This window comes from Streptomyces griseobrunneus, from assembly GCF_046713465.1.
Lineage (GTDB): Bacteria > Actinomycetota > Actinomycetes > Streptomycetales > Streptomycetaceae > Streptomyces > Streptomyces microflavus.
The window spans coordinates 158,659-177,443 of record NZ_CP177080.1 but is presented as its reverse complement, the minus strand read 5'-3'; the positions used below and the strand labels follow the sequence as shown (position 1 = coordinate 177,443).

Here is an 18,785-nt window from a genome sequence, read left to right as displayed (position 1 = left end):
GGCGCCATGCGGATCACAAACCAGCAGGTAGCGGGGCACTCGTTCCTGCTGCAGATGTACGACGACTCGTACTTCCCTGATCGTGTAATCGACCGGGGGAAGGCGATCCTGCTGCGGCTGTGCGAACGAATTGAGGCCGAGCAGCCGTCGGATCTGGCGACCTTGTTTGCGCTCACCCAGGCTGCGACGGAGGAGTTCAACCTGCTGGACAGGGAGTTCGTGGCGGCCGGGAGCGGGATCGAGACGGTTGCGCGTGAGTGGATCTGTGACGATTTCTGTCTCATTGCGTCGGCATACGGGTTCACGAACGCGGATGCGGAGGAGCTGACCGCCGGCCGGGACTGGTGACCGAGGACGGGAGAACCATCTCCGGTCAAAGCCATTCGTTAAGGACTGCGACCAGGATGGTCGCCTCATAGATGTCCATAGCCCTTACTCGTGTCGAACCACTTCACCGTGCTGACCTCGTTCACAGCCCGCTCGACGGCCAGGCCGGCCGGTGCCGCAGCGGCACCGGCCGGAACCGCGGCGAGAGGGACGAGGAAGAAAGCGGCAACCGCCGCCAGGGAAGCAGAGAGACGCGTAAGACGCATGAACAGGAATCCTTCCGGTAAGCGCATGGACCTGGCACTCGTCAGCCCGGCCCGATGGGAGAGATCGCGAGTGCAGATACCTTCAATTGCCTAGTCTCGCCCACACTGGTGACACGGGAACAGGTGTGCCAGCGCTCCGAGACTGCACATAGCCCGCACACCACCCGTGGCAGCGCCGCAACCCCAGCACCGCGAGCCGTCGTCCTCGAACTCTCCAACGCCCCGAGCAGGAGAGCCAGAACGAGAAGCCCCCGACGCTGTTCTGGCACCTCTTCTCGACTCCCTCGTTGGCCTGGCCCCGGCGGCGGCTTGCCTGCTCCGGCCAGGGGGGCCTTGACCCCGGATTTTGAACACGTCTATGCGGCTTGGGTCTGGGTAGTTGCAGCTGGCTGGAGGTCGTTCTCGTAGGCGATCGGGGACTGGTGGCCGAGGCGGGAGTGCCGGCGGCGGGTGTTGTATCGGGTCAGCCAGCGGAACGCGTCGAGCCTGGCCTCGCGCTCGCTCGACCAGGCTTTGCGGCCATTGAGCGTCTCCCTCTTGAAGGCGGCGTTGAAGCTTTCTGCGGCGGCGTTGTCGGCGCTGGATCCGATCGCGCCCATGCTCTGCCGGACCCCGGCTGACCTGCAGATTTCAGCGAAGGCCCTGCTCGAATATTGGGCGAGTTCAACCGATCGATGCAACACCGGGTTGTTGAAGTGAGCGTAGTTGCTCTTCGAAGACTTCGGCGGGTGTCTTCCAGCCGAGGATTTTGCGGGGCCGATTGTTGAGTGCGTACGCGACGGCTTCGAGGTCTTCGGCGGACCACCGAGACAGGTCCGTGCCTTTCGGGAAGTACTGTCGCAGCAACCCGTTGGTGTTTTCGTTCGTCGGTCGTTGCCAGGGCGAGTGGGGGTCGGCGAAGAACACCCGCGTCCCGCTCTCCATGGCGAACTGGGCGTGACCGGAGAGCTCCTTCCCGCGGTCCCAGGTGAGGGTCTTGCGTAGTTGCTCGGGCAACTTGGTCATCGCCTCCGTCAGTGCCGCGTTCATCGCGACGGCCCCGTATCCGCCGAGCGATGGCCCGTTCTTCACATACGGTTCCTCGCCCCAGCCGTCCAGCCGTGGCAGATGGACCAGGAGCGTGGCCCTGCTGCTGCGCTCGACGAGCGTGCCGATCGCGGACCTACCCGTCCCAATGATCAGGTCGCCCTCCCAATGGCCAGGGACAGCGCGATCGTCGGCCTCGGCCGGGCGCTCACTCAGAACGACGTCAGCGGTAACGTGGCCCTGCGGCTTGTTTCGGGACCGCGCCCTTGGCTCCCGCAGCGCACGGCCCGTGCGCAGACACGTGACCAGCTCGCGCTTGAGCGCACCTCGGCCCTCGATGAACAGCGACTGGTAGATCGCCTCATGGCTGATGCGCATGGACTCATCATCAGGGAAGTCGACCCGCAGTCGGCGTGCGATCTGCTCCGGGCTCCATGCCGTTGACCATCGTCTGTCCTGGCGACGGGGCTTGTTCAGGCCCTTCCACGGCGGCGTCGCAGGACCTGAAACGTTCGTGCCGTCGGGTCGGCGGATGTCACCGGCGAGTCGGTCCTGCACGTACTCACGCAAACGGTCGTTGTCCACGAGCTTCGCCGTCTTTGGGCGCTTCGCGGCCTGCTGCGCTTTCCACTGGGCCACCACGGCGCGGTAGACCGGCTTACCGCCCCTGGTCGCGGCGTTGCGACGCAGCTCGCGAGAGATCGTTCCCGGGGCTCGCCCGATCGTGCGGGCGATCTCACGCACGCCCTTGTCCTGAGCCTTAAGCAGTGCAATCTCCTCCCGTTCGGCGAACGACAGGTATCGGCCCGAGGGCTCGTCCAGACTCAGCGGTGCCATTCCGCCAGCGTGTCGGAACCATCGAATCCCGACCGGTGCCGACACCCCGACACCCTCGGCGGCCCGGACAGAGGTGATCCCGGATGCGATCAGGCGCCAGAACTCTCGTTGCACAGCGCGCGACGGCTCAGGCCGGCCCGGTGAGCGCATCGGCGGCCGCATCGCCCTATCCGCGGCCCACTGCCGACGCGGACCGGATGGCGCCTGCGACATCTGCTTCCTCGGCAGTCTCATTACACACCTTCGTGATCAAGGTGTTGCGACGACCAGTTGAACTCACCTTGGGATCCGTGGTCTGTGTGCATGATCGCTCCGGCCAGGTTTCCACGGGTCCGCTCGGCTGCCGCCAGGGCGTCGATGACGAGCTCGGTTCGCATGTGATCGGCGATCGCCCACCCGGCCAGCCGGCGCGAGCACAAGTCGATGACGGTCGCGAGGTAGAGCGGTTTCGCGCCGCTGACCGGCAGGTATGTGATGTCGCCGACGTGCTTTCTGTTGACGTCGGCTGCGGTGAAGTCGCGTCCGATCAGGTCGGGTGCCTTCGACGCGGCTTGGTCCGCGACGGTGGTGCGGTGCCGGCGGCGCAGACGGACTCCCTCGAGCCCTATGGTCCGCATGATCCTGGCGACCCGCTTGTGGTTGACCGCCGGACCCTCCTCGTCGCGGAGTTCCGCGGTGATTCTGGGGGCTCCGTAGGTGCCGTCGGAGTCCTGGTGGATCTTGCGTATCCGGGCCGCGAGCCCGGCCTCGACGCTCTGTCTGGCCGCTCTCGCGGCCGCGGTGCGACGCCAGTAGTAGAAGCTCGAACGGGCCAGGCCGAGGATGTCGCAGAGCCGCTTCACGCCGTGACGGCGCTGGTGATCGTCAACGAACTGGTAGCGGTTCACCAGCGCGTCTCCCCGGCGAAATACCGGGCTGCCTTGCGGAGAATGTCCCGTTCTTCCTCGAGCTCGCGGATCCTCTTGCGGGCGGCGGCCAGCTCCGCCTGAACGGCGTCGCCGACGGCCTGCGAGGTGGCCGGCGGTGCGGAATGGGCGCCAGGTCGGCGGCCGTCGGCGGCCCGGATCCAGTTCCTCAGCGTCTCGGTGTTCACCCCGAGATCAGCGGCGACCGACTTGATCGTCGCTCCCGGCCTCGAGCGGTACAACGCGACCGCGTCCGTCTTGAACGTGGCCGGGTAGTGCTTCATCCCCACGGGGACTCCGTTCTCCTGGACCATCAAGATCCAAGTGTCTCCGGTGCCCAAAATCCGGGGTCAAGCTCCGTGGCCCGGGTGAGCCACGCCCTGGAAACCCTGGAAGGGGCGGACCAAGAGACCCAGGCCCAGATCAACACCGTCCTTGAGGACGCCACGGTCTGGCTGCAAAAGCAGGCCGTGGCCCGGCAGGAGATGTTCTCCCGGCTGAGCGACGCCGCGGCCGGAGGCGACGTCCAGGAGACCCGCGGGCTGCTGGCCCACGTCAACGCGATCGCTGCCCACGACCGCACCGACACCGAAAACCAGACCGCCGCAGGGGCCGCCACCTTCCTCGCCGGGGCGCTCCGGGAACAGGAAGAGACTGCCCGCAGACTCAACGCCGCAGCCGAGGCCAAGGAAGAGGCCCGCCGACGAACGGCCTGGGAGAAAGCGAACGCGGTGGCGCGGGTGCGCACGACCTTACGTACCCTGCGCCGTAACGGACGCACCATGCTGGGAACGGAGAAGCGACGAAAGGTCGCCATGCTCACCGACCTGGCCGACAAGGTTGGTGACCAGCTCACGCGCAGCGAGATCAACCAGATCAAGGCGTGGAAAGCCCGCGTGCAGCGCGAGCGAAAGCCGGCACCTGAACTCCCCGTGCAGAGAAATCCGGAGCGGTCACCGAAACTTGACCGGGTCCGGAACACCGACACCGGGCAGCAGGGTGAGGTCCGGCTGCACCAACAGGTGGCGCGCGCGGACTGGTACAGCGAAACGTGCCCCCGGTGCTATGCCAGGTTCGGGAAGCCGTGTGACAACGACGACCGGGTCGGCCCCGGCCGAACCCGCCAACTGCCGCACGACGAACGCCTGCGCAGAATCCGTGCCACGGCACCTGGTGCCCCGCCGCCGTCGACCGGCAGGGTTGCGACGGCATTCGGGCCGGCCTGTGCGTCCGGGGAGATGCCACCCGACGAGGAGGTCAGCTCGTCCAGGTCTTGATCTGAGCAGCGACTTCCCGTACCGGGAGACCGTCCCGGGCGGCGCGGGCCAGCGGGAGGACGGTGTCCAGGCCAGGGCTCACCGGCATCCCGCAAGCTGACAGGTAGGCCGCAGTCACTGTGGCCGCGAATAGCAGGTTCCGCTTCTCCAGGCTTGGGTTTCGCGCCAGCTCGCACAACAGAGCCGCGGCCTTGTGATGGGGCTCGGGATATACCTCGTGGTCCAGGACCTCTGCCCGATGACGTGCTTCGGCTGCTACCGGCACCCCGTAGTCGACGACCTGGGGATCCCCCGGGATCTGCTGCGCCACTGCCAGGATCCAGGCGAGATCGATGCGAAGATTCACGCGGCGTCCCGCGGCGCGCTCTCGGCCAGCTCTTCCGGAAGGCCGGGGTACCGGTCTTCGCCGACTTCCGCCTCGAACTCGTCCGAGTACTGAGCCAGGAACGTCGCAGCGCCGGCCATGAAAGTGGCACGTGCCTGATTCACATCGGCCTCGATCAAGTCGGCCACGTACCCCTGCAAGGTCAGACCGCGGCGCTTGGCCCGGTCCTCGGCCGCCGCCTTGACAGCGTCGTCCAATCGGATATTCGTCTGCTTTGCCATACCCACCACCATAGCTAGTCCCTGATACCACCGGCTAGTAGGCGGCTTAACAGTTCCCCCCGCCACGCACGGGCACCTCTCAGTGGGTGTTAAGGCCAAATTTTGACCATAAGATCTGTTTCAAGCTATTGGATCATTGTGCGACGTATGAGGTGGTCTGTTCTTGTGTAGGTTGCGGGTGTGTCGGTCGTGGAGCATCTGCGGTCGCGCACTTCGAGAGGCTTCCTCATGCGCTTCATGCGCACCCCTGCTCTTTCCCGGACTCTCCTGGTCTCCGTGATCGCTGTGGCCGGTCTCACCGCCGCCCCTGCCCTGGCTTCCGCGTCGGCCCGTGCCGAGACGGGCAGCGTCCGGGCTGTGGGCGGGTTCAGCCTCCTGGGTCTTCCGGGAGGTAATGGGGCTAACGGTGTGGGCACCGGTGGTGGGATCGGTGGCCTGGGCGGTACCGGTGGCGCGGCCGGTGCCAACGGGAACGGTGGCACCGGGGGTGACGGCGGCAACGCGAGCGGCAGCGCCAGTGTCGGTGGCGCGGGCGGTGCCGGCGGCGCCGGGGGTGCCAACGGCAATGGCGGTATCGGCGGTTCCGGGGGCGGGGCCGCCCTGGGCGGTACCGGGGGTAACGGCGGTGTGGGCGGTGTGGGCAACGCGGGTTCCGGTATCGCCGGCGGCAAGGGCGGCGATGGGGGAGCGTCCACGGTCGGTGGCGGTCACAAGGGCGGTGCCGGCGGTGTGGGTGGCGCGGCCAGCCCGGTGTGTCCCGGCAAGCCCGGTGGCAACGGCACTGCCGCCACGTTCACTGCGGACGGCACCACCGGTGCCACCGGCGCCGCCGGAAACTCCACCTTTCCCTGCTGAACCGACCCTCGCGGGGATTGCCGAGCCAGCTCCCGTAGGACGACACGCATCCCTCGGCGCGCCCCGCCCCTGCAGACGCTGTGAGGGCGGGGCGGTTCCGTTCTGACGGCCCGGCCCGGAGGCGTGCCCGCCCGCACGGTATGCCTGACAACGAGATGCCTGGGTGCCGCGAAGTTTCGTCTCCCAGGGCCGGGATGGCGGCACTCCCCGCAGGGGCCGGTGTCCTGCGCATCCACCGCCGGGCCACGCATCTCGTAGGCGACGGCCGGCCCGATTCATGTTTGCCTGGCTCGGCAACGTGCCGGGGGAACCGCCCCCACCGTTCAGAGAAGACTGCCCTGCTCGCAGCCCTGCCCGGCGCCGTGACCTGGCCGCCTATGACGAGCTGAAAAGGGCTGTCCCACTGGAAACAGTCCGGAATTTCGCCGACTGCCTCCGGCCATGTGGCACGGAAACCGGTTCGGGGAACGGGTGTTCCCCATTTGGTTCCGCACCGGCCTGATGCAGTGACCCGCACTAACCCGCGCTTTACCCGAGTCTGAGGAAACCCCGTCATGAACAGGAACCAGACCACAGCGCTCCTCGCCCTGCCCACGCTCTTCGCCGGCGCAGCACTCCTGCTCGGCTCTCCCGCCGCGGCCTCCGCTCTCGCCTGCACTGCCGGGACCGCGGGCGTTGCCGGCGTCAACGGCAACTCCTCCCATCCCAACGGCTTTCCCGGCACCGCGGGTGGCCCCGCGACCGGAACCGGGGACTGCGCCGGCGGTGCGGGGGGTCCCGGCGGCAACGGTGTCCTGGGCGGGGTCGGCGGTAGGGGCGGCAACGGCGGTGCCGGCCTCGGCAGCGGTTCCGGCGGGGCGGGTGCTCTCGGCGGCAACGCCGGCCCCAACGGCGCCGCGGGTGGCAACGGCGGCACCGGTGCGGCCGGGGGCCTGACCGGTGCCGGCGGCGAGGGCGGAGCAGGCGGAGCGGGCACCCACGGGGGTGAGGGTGGCATCGGCGGCGTCGGCGGCAACTCCGGGGCCAACGCCGGCGCAGGTGGCCGCGGTGGCATCGGCGGCGCCGGGGGATCAGACGGGGGTGCGGGCGGCAACGCGGGCAACGGCGGCATCGGCCACGGCGGCGGTGCGGGCGGTAATGGTGGCCGCGGCGGCATCAACAGTTCTGGCAACGGCGGCAAGGGCGGCAAGGCCGGAAACGGCGGCAACGGCAGCTCCGGCGGTGCTTACCCGGGCGGTGCCGCGGGCATCGGCGGGGCGGGGGGCCTGAGCTCCGGAGGCATCCTCAACTTCGGCGGCAAGGGCGGTGACGGGGGCAACGGCGGCGCCAAGTCGGGCGCCAGCGCCGATGGCGCCTGCGGCAACGGCGGCGCCGGCGGCAACGGCACCGGGGGCCTCCTCTTCCGCGGCGGGACCGGCGGAGCCGGTGGTACCTCCGGTCTGGGCAGCCCCTGCGCGAACGGGGCCAACGGAACACCGTGACCCGCCGCGACCGGTGCCCCGCACCATCCCTCGGCCAAGGACACCCTGTGGTGCGGTCCCAGGGTGTGACGGCCGGGACCCGCACCACCTCGCCGCTGAGAGCCAGCTCGCCGGCTCTCAGCGGCGAGGCGTACCCAGATCTGGCATGCGCACGGACCGGGGCCAACGCTGGGAAGCGACGCCTGCTCCTCGACATCTTCGGCTGCACAGTTCACGTCCCCGGCGCCGAACCCCATCAGGACGTGCGTGACGGACGCCGGCCCGACATCGCCCAACCGGTGCACTTGGGTCAGACAGTGTCACCGATCCACAGGAACGGTCCTTCGGGATCAGCCTCGATGGGGCCGAAGAGCGCCCGGCCGCCAGCTCTGTACAAGCACCGGTCCGTGATCAGGAGTGCATCTTCCGCCAGCTGCTCGCCGGACCAGCCGGTGACTTCGAGAACCCGCCCCGTCGAGGGGCCGCCCACCAGGTCCACGAACGCCCGGTCCCATCGTGGCGGCTCGGGGGTCGTGGAACGGGATCGCTACTTACGCAGCTGGCGCCATGTGGATGACCCGACGATGCCGTCCGCCCCGATTCCCCGGGCGCGCTGGAAGGCAGTGACCGCGTTCTTGGTCGCGGGGCCGAACTGCCCGTCGACCGTCAGGCTGTAGCCGTGATAGATGGCGAGGCACTGGATCTCCCGGACCCGGTCACCGGTGTCTCCCTGCCTGATCACGACGTTCCACGCCCAGCTGTAACCCGCGGTCAGTCCCGCGTAGTCCACGCCCACTTTCCAGTAGACGGAGCACGCGGCCTGTGCGGAGACGGCCGTCGAGCTGCGCCCTGTCTCCGTCGAGGCGACTGCCGTGCCGGGGCCTGCCAGGACGGTTCCCAGGGCGAGGGCCGAGCAGACCGCTGCTCCGGTGAACGCGCCACGGAACCGCATCGAAGACCGCATGCTCATGAATTCTCCTTGATCGGTGCAGTTTGTTGGGGATCAGGCCGAGTCCGGCTGATGCGGCGACAGACTGGCACGACAGGGACATGCCCACCAGAAACATCACTCTGTTCAGGACAGACCGAAAGTGTCCAGCGACTGCCTTGCCCTGCTGGGAATCATGATTCTGATACGGCGGTCACCGCTGGAATTCACCAGAGGACAACGAGCGTCTCTTTCCGCCCAGGACTGCGGCACAGCTGGATGGTTACGACTCGATGCCCCGGTCTCCGCCGACTCCTACATCCATGTCGCAGGCAGACCCGCCTGTGCAAAAAGAAGAAGCTTGCGAAAGTCCCTGGCGAGGGGACGGTGACCGCAGTGTGCTCAGAAACCTCGCAGCGCATCTGGGCTGTAGGCCTTCGGAGCAGCCGAGACCGGAGAAGGCACTCTGCGGGCCGAAAACTCTTGATCGTCATCAGGGGTGGTGGCCCCTAACGTGGCCCGGAGCGACCGCCCCGGCCTTCCGCCAAGTTGGTGTATGTGCAGTCCCGTGGCCCTGCCGCGTTTGTCTTGGACACGCGGGGATGACCGGACCCTCCGACGTTGCCCGACGCTTCCGGGCCCGGGTCTGCAGGCGTTGCCGATTGAGCGTCAGATCTGGCACCGGGCCGTGGAGTGGGAGGAGGCTTTCGCTGAGGGGCGCCTGCACCGGGCAGTTGTCGACTGCCGCAATCACCTCGGACTTCCGGCCTGGCCCGGATGATCCGGACCCGGGTGCGCCCGCTACGGCCTGGACGTGAAGATCGGGGTTGCCACGACCTGGGCGCTCGCCGCGATGGCCTCGAACGAGACCGGCCCCGGCGGCATCCGCACCGTCGGCGCCACCCGCGAGGACATGGAAGCGTTCCTGTCTCCACGGCCGGTGGGGGAGCTGTACGGCATCGGCCCTGCCCAGGCCCGCACCCTGACCGCGTTCGGCGTCCACACCGTCGGAATCCTAGCCACGCTCCCGGAGTCGGGAGTGCAGCGCATCCTCGGCGGGCGTTCCGGACGACTGATTCACGAACGTGCCCAGGGCATCGACCGCCGGGCCGTCGTCCCCACCGACCTCCCCTACAGCGCGAGCGCCCAGCGCCGCTTCCCCATCGACACCCTCGACCCCGCTACCGTCCGCGCGGCCCTGCTTTCCCTCGCCGTCGAGCTCGGCGACCGGCTCCGCAACCGCCAGCAGACCGCCCGGACCGTCACCCCTAACCGTGACCCTGGCCGACCAGGGCAAGGTCATCCGCTTCCGACGCCTGCACGGCGGACCCTCCGCACACACCGACGACCTCCGCCAGGTCCTCTACGACCTTTATGCCGACTGCGGCTTCCAGCGCGCCCGGATCCGCGCCGTCACCGCCCGCTGCGAACAACTCCAAGACGCCGCCCGCACACCCGAACCCCCACCGAGATGACCAGCTGCGCGCCGAGAGTGCGATCGACGCGCTTAACCTCCGCCTCGGCGCCGGGACCGTCGGCCCCGCCGCCGCGTACGGACGAGCCGTCTGACGCACCCTTCGCTGCCTCCCCGGCTGCGGCGAACGATTCGGCATGTGCGCGCTGCGGACCGCCGCGAAACCCGCCGCTGGCTTCGTCGATCTACGGGAACAGTAAGCCCTTTCCAACCTGACGTCTGCGTCCGGGTGTTGACCCGTGATGGCTGTAGGGAACGACGAAGCTCCTGGTAGACGGGTTCACGACCAAGATCACCCGTGTCCGCCAGGAGCTTCGCGTGCTCGTCTACCCGTCCTCGATCGATCTGCCCAGCCGCACCCTGAGATACCTGAGCAGGCAACTCGCCGCTCGGCGGCGAGAGATCGGGACACGGTGGCGCCGACTGTCGACCGGCCGCCAGGCTCTGCTGGTCCTGGCCCACCTGCGATGCGGCGATACGTATGCCCAGCTCGCCGCAGGGTTCGGCATCGGAGTCGCGACCGCGTTCCGCTACATACGCGAGGCTGTCGAGGTGCTGGCCACCCTCGCTCCAACCCTGGACGAGGCCATGAAGGTGATCCGGGCGAAGGCATTCGCCATCCTGGACGGCACCCTGCTCCCGATCGACCGGATCGCCGCCGACACCCCGTACTACTCCGGTAAGCACAAGCGGCACGGCATGAATGTGCAGGTCCTGACCGACCCTTGCGGGCGGCTGTTGTGGGCCTCGCCCGCCCTGCCCGGAGCCACCCACGATCTGACCGCCGCCCGAACCCACGGAATCATCGACGCCCTCGCTGCCGCCGGGCTGAAATGCTGGGCGGACAAGGCATACCAAGGCGCCGGCCGCCTCGTGCGAGTGCCCTTCCGGAGCCGCCGCCTCAAGGGATGGAGACGGCCCCACAACAGCACCCACGCCAAGATCCGCTGCCTCGGCGAGCAGGCCATGGCCACCCTGAAGGGCTGGCGCCTTCTACGGAAGCTCCGCTGCAGCACCAACCGGATCACCGACACCGTGAAGGCCGTCCTCGTCCTTCACCACGCCTCAGCCTGAGGTTGGAAAGGGCTCAGTTCCACGCCGGTACGAAGCACAACATCATCCCCGCCGAGGCCCGGCTCTCCCTGAACCTGCGCACCCAGGACACGCGTGTGCGCGACCGCGTCTTTCGAGCCGTCCGCCGCATCGTGGAGGGTGAGTGCCGGACCGCCGGCTGCCCGACCCCACCGGAGGTCACGGTCCGGCCCGGCTACCCGAACACCGTCAACGACACCGTCCTCGACGGCGAGATCGCCGCCGTGCACCGCGAACTGTTCGGACCGCCCACGGTGCTCGACTTCGGCCCCGCGATGGGCAGCGAGGACTTCTCCCTCCTCGCGCCCGGGGGCGTGCCCTACGACTTCTGCTACGTGACGTCGACCCCACCCGCGGTGTGGGACGCGGCCTCCGGAGCGGACCTGGCCGAGAAGATCGGCAACGTACCGGGGAACCACAGTCCTCTGTTCGCCCCCGACCTTTCGGTGCTCCTGCCCGGTGTCCGGACACTGGTGTCGGCGGCGCTGAGCCGACTGGGGTGAGCGACCTGGCCACGGCCGAGGATGATCTCGGCAGGATCGACGAGGCCGTCCCGGCCGACACGTTGGCCGGAACTCGTTACGCCGCAACCCTCGTGGCCTTGCCGGACGGCGAGCGCGGTCCGTAATCGTCTGCACGCCACGTGCCGGATATTCGGGCCTCGGGCCGAGGAGCCGAGCGGTGATGAAAAGGTCCCGCAGGTCGATGCGCGCGGGTTGCCCGCGCCCGACGGCTGTCGAGCAGGTGGTTCGCTGACGCTCGTTTGACGCTCCGGCACCCGGATGGCCGACAAAGGGGGCTGAAACCCGGCTCCCACCAGGCATTTTGCTTACTGCGGCGCTGCCTGACGTCTATCCGATGACGGCACCATGTGGAGTGCGTGGCGATCCTTGAGCCTGCGGCGAAGGGGCTCTGACCTGCGGATATACCGTCCCGGGGTGAGGTGCTCGACCTGTTTGGCTCCGGGTAGTGTTCGAGCGGGCGGATCAATCTTCACAACTCGCTGACCTGCTGATTCGTGAGCGAGGTGCCTGCATGAGCGACGCCTTCAGAGCGGCTTTCGGAGATTCTTGACGCTCGACGCGGAGCCTCTGCCGCACCTCCGCAGGCGCTGCGAGCCGCCATCTCCTGCCCCAGGCCTTACGATCGCGGCCACGTCGCCGGTCTCGGTCCGCCCCAGCCAGGCGATGCCTCCTGACCACGCCGTCCACGCACCGGCCACCTCCTCGCTGGGGGCCGCTCGCTGTCAAGGGGATCGCCGCATCGGGGCACCGCCTGAAGAAGGGACGGGAGGCCTGAAACAGCCGTCTCGGCGGGCTCTGTGAACGGGTGTTGCACTCAAGGCGTCCGGCCCACTGGCCCACAGCGATGCCCTGGAGGCCGAAACGTGATCGGCGGGGCTCGGAACGGCAGGCTGGACCATCTCTGGGGGCGGTGAGCAGCAGCAGCTGCCGAGCGGTACGCCGGCACACGGGCGGCTTGGAAAGCCATCGTGTCGTCGAGCATGTCGGTCCAGCGGATGTGGAGACGGTAAGCCCGCGGTCGGGTCGGGGCATGGCAGAGGAGCCCTTGGGGCGGCGCCCGGCGTCCGTCCTCGGAGGACAAGCGCTTTGCGCCATGCGGCGTTGAAGTGGCGTGAACAGATATTGCCCGCCCCGTCACGCCATGCGCACTGTGGACGTGCGGGAGCGCTCCCACACCCTCGACTCCGCCGGTTTCTCCGGCTCCCCCACCGAAGGAGGAGATCATGAATTGTCATGTACGTGCCACGTGGAGGTGGCGCAGTCTTACGCTCGTCCTGAGCACCGTCGCAGCGGTGCTTCTCAGCATGACCACATGGAGCGGCACGGCCATGGCTCACGGGTCGGTCGTCGACCCGGCGTCACGCGCCTACGGCTGCTGGCAGCGCTGGGGCAGCGATTTCCAGAATCCGGCCATGGCACAGCAGGACCCGATGTGCTGGCAGGCGTGGCAGGCCAACCCGAACGCCATGTGGAACTGGAACGGCCTGTACCGCAACGGTTCCGGAGGCAACTTCCAGGCGGTCGTACCGGACGGCCAGCTGTGCAGCGGCGGGCGGACCGAGGGCGGTCGCTACAACGCGCTGGACACCGTGGGCGCGTGGAAGACCGCGAACATCACCGATGACTTCACCGTCGAGCTGTACGACCAGGCCAGCCACGGCGCGGACTACTTCAAGGTCTACGTCAGCCGGCAAGGCTTCGACCCCACCACCCAGGCGCTGCGCTGGAGTGACCTCGAACTGGTCGCGCAGACCGGAAGGTACGGGCCCAGCCAGAACTATTCGATCCCCGTGAGCACGTCCGGCTACACCGGTCACCACGTCGTCTACACGATCTGGCAGGCATCGCACATGGACCAGACGTACTTCCTGTGCAGCGATGTGAACTTCGACTGACCCCACCGCTCACCGGGTTCCCGCCGGACGCCACATGCCCGGCGGGGCTCCCGTGTCCCGACCCCCCTCGTGTACCGACGCCACCGCCGTGCAAGCGTCCTCGATTCCGGAGCCGACATGTCGCGACACCGCTGGACCGGGCAGCTCCTGCTGGCCGTCCTGTTGACCACTCTCACCGCATTGCCCGCCGCCCAGTCCCTCGCGGCAGCCGCTCCCGCGACGGCGACCACCACACCGACCGACGCGGCGACGAACTCCTCCTCCGTCCCCCTTCCGTCGCTCCGCGCGACCACCACCCAGGTCGCCTCCGGACTGAGACGGCCGACCGCCGTCGTCGCACCCGATGACGGCACTGATCGCCTGTTCATCACCGAGAAGTCCGGAACTGTACGTGCCTACCACCCCCGCACCGGCCTGACCCCGGAGCCGCTCATCGACATCACGTCGGCCGTGGACGAATCGGGCAACGAGCGCGGCCTGCTCGGCATCGCCGTTCCGCCCGACTTCGACGACAGCCGCAGCGTGTACCTGGCGTACACGGCACTGCCCGACGGCGCGGTCACCGTAGCCCGCTACCGGCTCGACGATTCCCGCCTGGAGGTCCTGCTCTCCCAGCCACATTCCGAGTTCAGCAACCACAACGGCGGCCAGCTGGCGTTCGGCCCGGACGGTCACCTGTACTGGAGCATCGGTGACGGCGGCGGTTCCGCGGACCCCCTCCGCGCCGGGCAGCGACTGGACACCCTGCTGGGCAAGACCGTGCGCATCGACGTAAGCCGCAGTTGCGGCCGGCTCCCCTACTGCGTGCCCGAAGACAACCCCTTCGTGGACACCCCCGGAGCCCGCGACGAGATCTGGCTGTACGGGCTGCGCAACCCGTGGCGATTCTCCTTCGACAGCATCGACGGCTCGATGTGGATCGGCGACGTCGGCCAGGGCCGGTGGGAAGAGGTCGATCACATCAGGCCCGGACAGGGAGGTCTGAACCTCGGCTGGTCCTGCTACGAGGGACTGGAGAAGTTCACCGGCGGCGACTGCGACGCCGACGAAACGTACACCGCGCCGGTTTTCACCTACTCCCCGTACACCGGCGGCTGTTCGGTCATCGGCGGTCACGTCTACCGGGGCGACAAGCACGCCGACCTCGTAGGCGGCACGTACATCGCCACCGACTACTGCTCCTCCACCGTCTGGGCGCTGCGCCCCGATGGCGAAGGCGGCTACGAGCAGGCCGAGATAGGGGAGATGCCCACCCAGGTGACGGCGATCGGTACGGCCGTCGACGGGGAGCTCTACGTGGTCAACGACCTGCCGGGCGGCCTGCACCGGGTGTCCTTCGCCCAGGAGGAACCCACCTGTCGCGTGCAGCCCACCGTGCGGGCATGGGGCACCGGCACGACGGTCGACCTGACGGTCACCAACACCGGCAGCACTCCGGTGAACGGCTGGACACTGGAGTTCCCGCTGGCCCTCGGGCAGACCGTCACCTCCGACTGGAACACCGACCTCACCCAGGGAAGCAACACGATCACGGCCGCCAACACCTCGCACAACGCCACGATCGCTCCCGGCGCGAGCGTCACCCTCGGCTATCTCGCCGCCCATACCGGCGACTCGTCGTCACCGCCGCGGTTCACGCTCAACGGGGACGCCTGCGCGGTCGGCCGCTGATATCAGCTGCTGCGGCGTCCGCGATCCGGTCGAGGGGCCCCGGCGCGGGTGTCGTGACCCGCGGGCGGGGCGGCCGGACTCAGCCGGTGGTGTTCTGCGTGCGGCGGGCGTAGGCGCGGGCGGCGCGGGCGCGGTCGCCGCAGCGGACCGAGCACCAGTGGCGGCGCCCGGCACGGAGCAGGTAGCGGTTGCACGGGGTGGAGGGGCAGGCCGTCAGCCGTTCGGCGTCGGGCCCGGTGAGCAGGTCGGCGGCGTCGGCGGCGAGGATGCCCAGGGCCTGGTCGACGATCTGGTCGATGGGGTGCGGTGCGGTGCGGTGCATGCCGCGGACCGCGTCCCAGCCGAGCGGGGAGGCGGTGGGGACCCGTGTGAGGGCGTCGTTGACGGCCGCCAGCGCGGTGGCGGGAGCCGGATGCCCCCCTACTTGGGCGGCGAGCAAGGCCCGTACCTGTTCGCGCAGGGAACGCAGGCGTGCCGCACAGATCTCCTGCAGGCCGGCGTCCGCGGGGGCCAGGTCATGGTCGTCCAGCCACTGGTTGGCGCCGGAGGGGGTGCCCAAGGAGTCGAGGAACTGGCCGCCCGGCAGGGCGATGGCGCTGTTGGCGAGGTCGAGCGCGGGGTAGCGCTCAGCGCCCGGTGCCGACGGCAGCCCGGGGTCGACAGTTTCGATGGCGGCGGGGGAATCGGTCTCACTCACGCATCTCACGCTACAGCTTGCTTTCATCCGTGACAAACACCTATGGTCACGGATGTAAGCCAATCTATCCGTGAGGTGATTTCGTCATGGCAACAACCGGCACGTCCAGCGAGCAGGTCCCCATACGTGTCTTCGGCGGTCCGACCGCGCTCATCGAGTACGGCGGGCTGCGGTTCCTGACCGACCCGACCTTCGACGCCCCCGGCAGCTATCCCTCGGGGCTAGCCAAGACCGCGCCCGCCTCGGCCGCGCCCGCTGATCTGGGCCGTATTGACGTGGTGCTCTTGTCGCACGACGAGCACGACGACAACCTCGATGCCTCGGGCCGGACCCTGCTCGCCGATGCCCCCCTGACCCTGACCACGCCCAGTGGCGCAGGAAGGCTGGGCGGCACCGCACGCCCCCTGAAGGACTGGGAGTCCATCGCGCTCGACCGCCCCGGCGGCGGCACGATCACCGTCACTGGCGTCCCGGCCCTGCACGGCCCCGGACCGCGCGAGGACCTCGAACCCGTCGTCGGTGAGGTCGTCGGCTTCGTCCTGAGCGGTGACGGCCTGCCCACCGTCTACGTCAGCGGCGACAACGCCCAGCTCTCCCTGGTCCGCGAGATCGCCAGCCGCTTCGGCCCGGTGGACACCGCCGTACTGTTCGCGGGCGCGGTCCGCACTCCCGTCCTGGACCGCGCGCTGCTCACCCTCGACAGTGCTCAGGCCGCCGAGGCCGCCCGCATCCTGGGCACCCACCGCATCGTGCCGGTCCACTTCGACAGCTGGGCCCACTTCACCGAAGGCCGCGAGGAGCTCATCGCCGCCTTCGCCGCCGCCGGTCTCGCCGACCGCGTCGACTTCGGCGTCCGCGGCTGACCCCACGTACGCCAGACACGGCCGGGGCCGGGCGACACAGACCCGCCGCTGATGTCGCCCGGCGCCCGGCCCCACCTCCCGCACCACCGAAGGACCGCACCACCATGACCGACCCCATCCGCGGCACCCGCCACGGCTCCGCCCCCGCCCCCCTGTCCGTACTGGACTCCGCCATGACCGGCACCGGCCAGAGGGCCACGGAGGCGCTGGCCGGCAGTATCGAACTCGCCCGGCTCGCCGACCGGCGCGGCTTCACCCGCTACTGGATGAACGAGCACCACGCCATGCCCGGCGTCTCCACCTCCAGCCCGCCCGTCCTGCTCTCCCGGCTCACCGCGGAGACCAGCAGGCTGCGGCTCGGCGCGGGCGGAATCATGCTCCCCAACCACCCGCCGCTGGTCGTCGCCGAACAGTTCGGCATGCTGGACGCCCTCGCCCCCGGCCGCATCGACCTGGGCCTGGGCCGCGCCCCGGGCACCGACCACACCACGGCCGCCGCCCTGCGCCGCGGCGCGAGCGACGCCGACGACTTCCCCCAACAGGTCCTCGAACTACTGCACTTTCTCGGCGACGACTTCCCGGCCGAGCACCCCTACGCCGAGCGCGTGTACGCCGTGCCGGGCCCCGCCCAGGACCGGCTCAACGGCGTCACCCCGACCGCGGGCCGCCTGCCGGTGTGGCTGCTCGGCTCGTCCGGCTACTCGGCGCAGCTCGCCGCCCGGCTCGGCCTGCCGTTCGCCTTCGCCGCGCACTTCAATCCGCGCGATGCCGTGGCCGCCCTGCGCCTGTACCGCGAGCAGTTCACTCCGTCCGAGGCCCTGGCAGAGCCGTACGCGCTGGTCAGCTTCACCGTCGCGGCATCCGACGACGAACACGAGGCCCGCCGCCAGGCCGGCACCCTCGCGCACGCCATGCTCCGCATGTTCCAGCGCAAGTCCTACCTGTTGCCGTCCCCCGAGGAAGTGGACGCCTACACCTACGACCCCCAGGAACGCCAAGCCGTCGACAGCTGGCTGACCCACGTCCCGCACGGCACCCCCGAGCAGGTCACCGCCCACCTGAACCAGGTCCAGGGGGACTCCGGCGCGGACGAGCTCATGATCGGCAGCGTCGGCCACTCCGTCCAGGCCCGGCTGCGCTCCACCGAGCTGATCGCCGACGCCTACGGCATGCCAGACAACGCGCACTGACGCGGGACGGGAGACCTTCCGCCCGCCGCTCTTCACTGCCGATCCCCCCTGTAGTCCCAGGGGTTCCCGTGGCCACCGTTCTCGCCCTGTCCGGCAGTCCCTCCCGTACCTCCCTGCTGGCCGAGTACACCGCCGCGGGCCTGCGGAACCGCGGTCACCACACCCACCAACTCGCCCTGCGCGACCTGCATCCCGCACGCTGACAGGTAGGCCGCGGTCACTTGCTTTGACGAATTCGGAGACCGGTCGGAAAGCCGCGGACGGGCCGCCGGCCGCAGGGATTCCTGCGGCCGGCGGCCCGTTGAAGGGCTTAGGAACCGTGTCCCCGGCGCGGGTCCCTTGTCATTCGCAGGGATAGCTGGTGATGCGGACGAGGTACGCCGCAGAGACCCAGCGATTGGTGCCCACGTTGCGGAAGCCGTTGGTGGTGGACGCTGACGCGAGGACCGTGGCGCCGTTGGGGTAGGACCCGACGCGCGTGTAGCTGCTGCCGGGACCGCTGCGGATCACCAGACCGCCGGTCGCGTTGACCCTGTAGTAGCACCGGGTGGCGAGCGCACCGGCTGGCGTGAGCTCCACGGCCGCGCCCGTCGTGCGGGCGGGTGCGGCGGCCTGGGCCGTGAGACCGCCGCCGAGGAGCGCGGCGGCGGACAGCGCCGCCACGGCCGCCGCGCGGGCGGCGGAGCGACGCGGTGACATGGTGCGGCGTGCTGCTGTGACGGTCATGGAATCGATTCCCCTTGTGTCGTCGGTTCTGGGTGCGGCACACGTACGGAGGAGCAGACTCGGCTGGCCTAGCGGTGTCACCTGGTTGTGGCTTCACATCCTGGAGGGGTCGGCCACCTGCGGCCCACCTTTTAAGCGACGGCTTAAAGGTGCCGGGTCGGCAGGC

At 69.2% G+C, this 18,785-nt stretch carries 21 protein-coding genes and 2 pseudogenes; 14 read left to right on the top strand and 9 right to left on the bottom strand.

The genetic code is table 11. The annotated features are described in order from the left end of the window. The first annotated feature begins 6 nt into the window (after nt 1-6). Entirely contained in the window at nt 7-348 is a 342-nt protein-coding gene (locus ACK8N7_RS00900) for a DUF5713 family protein (RefSeq protein ID WP_403218833.1), read from the top strand. A 601-nt stretch (nt 349-949) separates the two neighbouring features. Here the strand turns inward: ACK8N7_RS00900 and ACK8N7_RS00895 are convergent. The 4 genes and pseudogenes from ACK8N7_RS00895 to ACK8N7_RS00880 form a co-directional block, all read right to left on the bottom strand. Further along, nucleotides 950-1,252, bottom strand: a pseudogene (locus ACK8N7_RS00895) (integrase core domain-containing protein); the annotation flags it as partial. Between the two features lie 4 nt (nt 1,253-1,256). Then, nucleotides 1,257-2,669: an IS30 family transposase gene (locus tag ACK8N7_RS00890; RefSeq protein ID WP_500440375.1), complete on the bottom strand. Its 1,413-nt coding sequence runs from the start codon at nt 2,667-2,669 to the stop codon at nt 1,257-1,259. A gap of 20 nt (nt 2,670-2,689) precedes the next feature. Then, complete coding sequence (locus ACK8N7_RS00885; RefSeq protein WP_500440374.1) at nt 2,690-3,343, bottom strand: IS3 family transposase; 654 nt, start codon at nt 3,341-3,343, stop codon at nt 2,690-2,692. Beyond that, a complete protein-coding gene (locus ACK8N7_RS00880) occupies nt 3,340-3,645 on the bottom strand; it encodes a transposase (protein ID WP_500440373.1) in 306 nt (101 codons plus the stop codon). Before ACK8N7_RS00880 ends, ACK8N7_RS00885 begins: the two co-directional genes overlap by 4 nt. Nucleotides 3,646-3,729: 84 nt before the next feature. Here ACK8N7_RS00880 and ACK8N7_RS00875 point away from each other — a divergent pair, with 84 nt between their 5' ends. Then, on the top strand, nt 3,730-4,638 hold the full coding sequence (locus tag ACK8N7_RS00875; RefSeq protein WP_500440372.1) for a zinc finger domain-containing protein: 909 nt from the start codon (nt 3,730-3,732) through the stop codon (nt 4,636-4,638). On the opposite strand, the gene ACK8N7_RS00870 is transcribed toward ACK8N7_RS00875, so the two are convergent. Continuing rightward, nucleotides 4,619-4,984, bottom strand: coding sequence for a hypothetical protein (locus tag ACK8N7_RS00870; protein WP_403218827.1), 366 nt, complete (start codon nt 4,982-4,984; stop codon nt 4,619-4,621). The two genes, ACK8N7_RS00875 and ACK8N7_RS00870, sit on opposite strands and share 20 nt — an antisense overlap. Continuing rightward, nucleotides 4,981-5,244 carry a hypothetical protein gene (locus ACK8N7_RS00865; RefSeq protein WP_403218825.1) on the bottom strand — a complete coding sequence of 88 codons (264 nt, stop codon included), beginning with the start codon at nt 5,242-5,244 and terminating at the stop codon, nt 4,981-4,983. Before ACK8N7_RS00865 ends, ACK8N7_RS00870 begins: the two co-directional genes overlap by 4 nt. 408 nt (nt 5,245-5,652) lie before the next feature. On the opposite strand from ACK8N7_RS00865, the gene ACK8N7_RS00860 reads away from it, so the two are divergent. Both ACK8N7_RS00860 and ACK8N7_RS00855 read left to right on the top strand, forming a co-directional pair. Continuing rightward, nucleotides 5,653-6,099: a hypothetical protein gene (locus ACK8N7_RS00860; RefSeq protein WP_500440371.1), complete on the top strand. Its 447-nt coding sequence runs from the start codon at nt 5,653-5,655 to the stop codon at nt 6,097-6,099. 554 nt (nt 6,100-6,653) lie between these two features. After that, nucleotides 6,654-7,580 carry a hypothetical protein gene (locus tag ACK8N7_RS00855; RefSeq protein WP_403218821.1) on the top strand — a complete coding sequence of 309 codons (927 nt, stop codon included), beginning with the start codon at nt 6,654-6,656 and terminating at the stop codon, nt 7,578-7,580. A gap of 526 nt (nt 7,581-8,106) precedes the next feature. On the opposite strand, the gene ACK8N7_RS00850 is transcribed toward ACK8N7_RS00855, so the two are convergent. Further along, nucleotides 8,107-8,529 (bottom strand): peptidoglycan-binding domain-containing protein, encoded by a 423-nt coding sequence (locus ACK8N7_RS00850; protein WP_364503294.1) that lies wholly within the window; start codon nt 8,527-8,529, stop codon nt 8,107-8,109. Nucleotides 8,530-9,400: 871 nt separating this feature from the next. On the opposite strand from ACK8N7_RS00850, the pseudogene ACK8N7_RS00845 reads away from it, so the two are divergent. The 7 genes and pseudogenes from ACK8N7_RS00845 to ACK8N7_RS00815 form a co-directional block, all read left to right on the top strand. Beyond that, nucleotides 9,401-9,742 (top strand): annotated as a pseudogene (locus ACK8N7_RS00845) (DinB/UmuC family translesion DNA polymerase); the annotation flags it as partial. A 19-nt stretch (nt 9,743-9,761) separates the two neighbouring features. Then, nucleotides 9,762-9,962 carry a hypothetical protein gene (locus ACK8N7_RS00840; RefSeq protein ID WP_500445948.1) on the top strand — a complete coding sequence of 67 codons (201 nt, stop codon included), beginning with the start codon at nt 9,762-9,764 and terminating at the stop codon, nt 9,960-9,962. Nucleotides 9,963-10,279: 317 nt separating this feature from the next. After that, entirely contained in the window at nt 10,280-11,035 is a 756-nt protein-coding gene (locus ACK8N7_RS00835) for a transposase family protein (protein WP_403218819.1), read from the top strand. Nucleotides 11,036-11,037: 2 nt separating this feature from the next. Continuing rightward, nucleotides 11,038-11,556 carry a peptidase dimerization domain-containing protein gene (locus tag ACK8N7_RS00830; protein ID WP_500440370.1) on the top strand — a complete coding sequence of 173 codons (519 nt, stop codon included), beginning with the start codon at nt 11,038-11,040 and terminating at the stop codon, nt 11,554-11,556. Further along, a complete protein-coding gene (locus tag ACK8N7_RS00825) occupies nt 11,553-11,681 on the top strand; it encodes a hypothetical protein (protein WP_500440369.1) in 129 nt (42 codons plus the stop codon). Before ACK8N7_RS00830 ends, ACK8N7_RS00825 begins: the two co-directional genes overlap by 4 nt. Before the next feature lie 1,119 nt (nt 11,682-12,800). Continuing rightward, complete coding sequence (locus ACK8N7_RS00820) at nt 12,801-13,472, top strand: lytic polysaccharide monooxygenase auxiliary activity family 9 protein (protein ID WP_403218815.1); 672 nt, start codon at nt 12,801-12,803, stop codon at nt 13,470-13,472. 117 nt (nt 13,473-13,589) lie between these two features. Continuing rightward, nucleotides 13,590-15,143 carry a PQQ-dependent sugar dehydrogenase gene (locus tag ACK8N7_RS00815; RefSeq protein ID WP_500440368.1) on the top strand — a complete coding sequence of 518 codons (1,554 nt, stop codon included), beginning with the start codon at nt 13,590-13,592 and terminating at the stop codon, nt 15,141-15,143. 79 nt (nt 15,144-15,222) lie between these two features. Here the strand turns inward: ACK8N7_RS00815 and ACK8N7_RS00810 are convergent, their stop codons facing one another. Beyond that, nucleotides 15,223-15,840: a CGNR zinc finger domain-containing protein gene (locus ACK8N7_RS00810; protein ID WP_403218811.1), complete on the bottom strand. Its 618-nt coding sequence runs from the start codon at nt 15,838-15,840 to the stop codon at nt 15,223-15,225. Between the two features lie 86 nt (nt 15,841-15,926). Between ACK8N7_RS00810 and ACK8N7_RS00805 the strand changes: the two genes are divergently transcribed. From ACK8N7_RS00805 to ACK8N7_RS00795, 3 genes are all read left to right on the top strand, one after another. Beyond that, nucleotides 15,927-16,703: an MBL fold metallo-hydrolase gene (locus ACK8N7_RS00805; protein ID WP_403218809.1), complete on the top strand. Its 777-nt coding sequence runs from the start codon at nt 15,927-15,929 to the stop codon at nt 16,701-16,703. Nucleotides 16,704-16,807: 104 nt separating this feature from the next. Next, nucleotides 16,808-17,893, top strand: coding sequence for an LLM class flavin-dependent oxidoreductase (locus ACK8N7_RS00800; protein ID WP_403218807.1), 1,086 nt, complete (start codon nt 16,808-16,810; stop codon nt 17,891-17,893). A 68-nt stretch (nt 17,894-17,961) separates the two neighbouring features. Next, entirely contained in the window at nt 17,962-18,096 is a 135-nt protein-coding gene (locus ACK8N7_RS00795; RefSeq protein WP_403218805.1) for a flavodoxin family protein, read from the top strand. Nucleotides 18,097-18,235: 139 nt separating this feature from the next. Here the strand turns inward: ACK8N7_RS00795 and ACK8N7_RS00790 are convergent, their stop codons facing one another. Continuing rightward, nucleotides 18,236-18,619, bottom strand: coding sequence for an SH3 domain-containing protein (locus ACK8N7_RS00790; protein ID WP_500440367.1), 384 nt, complete (start codon nt 18,617-18,619; stop codon nt 18,236-18,238). Between the last annotated feature and the right edge of the window lie 166 nt (nt 18,620-18,785).